The organism is Microbacterium sp. MPR-TSA4 (genome assembly GCF_058792815.1).
On record NZ_JBXAFF010000094.1, the window covers coordinates 1 to 1,546 of the forward strand.

The 1,546-nt window shown below is 76.0% G+C and carries 4 protein-coding genes; 1 reads left to right on the top strand and 3 read right to left on the bottom strand.

The annotated features are described in order from the left end of the window. Positions 1 to 304 precede the first annotated feature (304 nt). On the top strand, positions 305 to 466 hold the full coding sequence (locus AC1Q49_RS16200) for a hypothetical protein (RefSeq protein WP_492493429.1): 162 nt from the start codon (positions 305 to 307) through the stop codon (positions 464 to 466). Between the two features lie 79 nt (positions 467 to 545). On the opposite strand, the gene AC1Q49_RS16205 is transcribed toward AC1Q49_RS16200, so the two are convergent. The 3 genes from AC1Q49_RS16205 to AC1Q49_RS16215 form a co-directional block, all read right to left on the bottom strand. Continuing rightward, a complete protein-coding gene (locus AC1Q49_RS16205) occupies positions 546 to 884 on the bottom strand; it encodes a hypothetical protein (RefSeq protein WP_492493431.1) in 339 nt (112 codons plus the stop codon). Beyond that, positions 881 to 1,312, bottom strand: coding sequence for a hypothetical protein (locus AC1Q49_RS16210; protein WP_492493433.1), 432 nt, complete (start codon positions 1,310 to 1,312; stop codon positions 881 to 883). Before AC1Q49_RS16210 ends, AC1Q49_RS16205 begins: the two co-directional genes overlap by 4 nt. Then, positions 1,309 to 1,546, bottom strand: a 238-nt coding sequence (locus tag AC1Q49_RS16215; protein ID WP_492493435.1) for a hypothetical protein, incomplete at its 5' end; no start/stop codon positions are given. The genes AC1Q49_RS16210 and AC1Q49_RS16215, both read right to left, overlap by 4 nt.

Below are 1,546 nucleotides of genomic sequence, written 5' to 3' on the forward strand. Positions count from 1 at the left end.
GGCGCGCTGGCGCGCGCCCTGCGGCCCTGTCGGGCCGCTGTGCGTGGTGCGTTTTCGGGGCGGGCTGACGCCGTGCGCGTGGCCGCGGTCGGGTGTCGGGATCGGGTGTCGGTGGGTGCGTGGGGCGAGCGCGGGTGCGCTCGCCGGCGACGTCGGGCGGGCGCTGCGCTACCGCCGCCGGCCTCCCTCAGCGGGGCGCTGCGCGGCCCCGTGAGCGCGCCGGCCCGCTCCCCCGCACGATCAGGCCGGGCGGTCGCTCGCGGCCCTCTGCAGGGCGCGCACGGCCCCCGCAGACAGTCTGGGCATGAACACCTATCCGCACGCCCCGCACACCCGCCGCACCCTCTGGAGCCTGCCCCGCCACGCACGCCGCGCGCGCCGCCGGCGGCACCTGCACCACGCCGCAAGGATCCTCGAGCTCGCCCTCCGACTCGCGCTGCAGCTCCTCGAGCTCTGGCCCCACTAGAGCGCCGCGGCGCGGCGATCGCCTCGAGCTCGCCGCGGCCGCCGCACCAGCTGCTCGACGCTCCCGGCGGCGCCGGCGCTCAGATCAGGCCGGCCGCCCACAGCCGCCCCGCGCGGGTGGCATCCTCGAACCGGGGGAACCGGTAGACGGTCACGTCGCCCTCGACGTACACCCCGAGCGCGAACCCGCACCCCTCACCCTCAGCCGCGGCATCCGGATCCCGATACGCGACCGCACCCGCAAGCCCCGGCCGCACCCACTCGTTCCCCGGCACCGGCTCGAACCGCTGCGCGCCCTCGGCGGCGAGCGCGACAGCGAAGAACTCCCCCACGCTCCCATACGCCCCCGACCACATCGGAGGCGCCTCGACCTGCGCCGTCAGCGCGACGTGAGCACGGAAACTGCGCGGCGTCGTCATGCCCCCATCCTCTCCCCCTCGTCCACCCGGACGGCGCCCTGCTCGCGCATCAGCGCCTCGAAACGCTCCTCCGACAGCCGAGGCAGCCGCCGCGGCCGAGGAAGCGACTGCGGCCGCCACGACGGGTCGTGCCTGCGGGCCATGAACTCCTCCACGCTCTCCCGCTGCGCGCCCGCCGGCTTCGGCTCCACCTCCTCGAGGCGGTACGTGCGCTCGACCTCGTACAGGTACAGCACCCGCTCGACCTTGCGGCCCACAGCCCGCTCCGCGACCACAGGGAACCCGAACCCGACCCGCACCCCCTCCGGATCACCCAGCCCCCACCGGCCGCCCCGCTCGACCTTGCAGATCACACCCTCACCATCCGGCGTCAGCACATGCCGGCCCACCCACGCGCCCCGCGCCGAGATCCCCACCCGCACGCTCACACCGCCACCCCTGCCGCGGCATCCAGCCGCGCCAGCGCCTGCCGCGCGTGCGCGATATCCGCCTCGCTGTAGAACCCGCCCGCCGTGCCCTGCTCGATCCGACCCTCCAACTGCGCCCGCCGCACCCCCACCCGGAACGCCTCACGCTCAGCCACAACCTCCGGCAACGCCTCGAACCGCTCCCGACGCTCCGCCGCCGCGACCCGACCCAGCAACTCCCCCGCACCGATCCCC

Excerpts from the sequence above, each read along its gene's own strand:
- AC1Q49_RS16200 (WP_492493429.1), top strand. The coding sequence starts at position 305 with ATGAACACCTATCCGCACGCCCCGCACACCCGCCGCACCCTCTGGAGC.
- AC1Q49_RS16205 (WP_492493431.1), bottom strand. The coding sequence starts at position 884 with ATGACGACGCCGCGCAGTTTCCGTGCTCACGTCGCGCTGACGGCGCAG.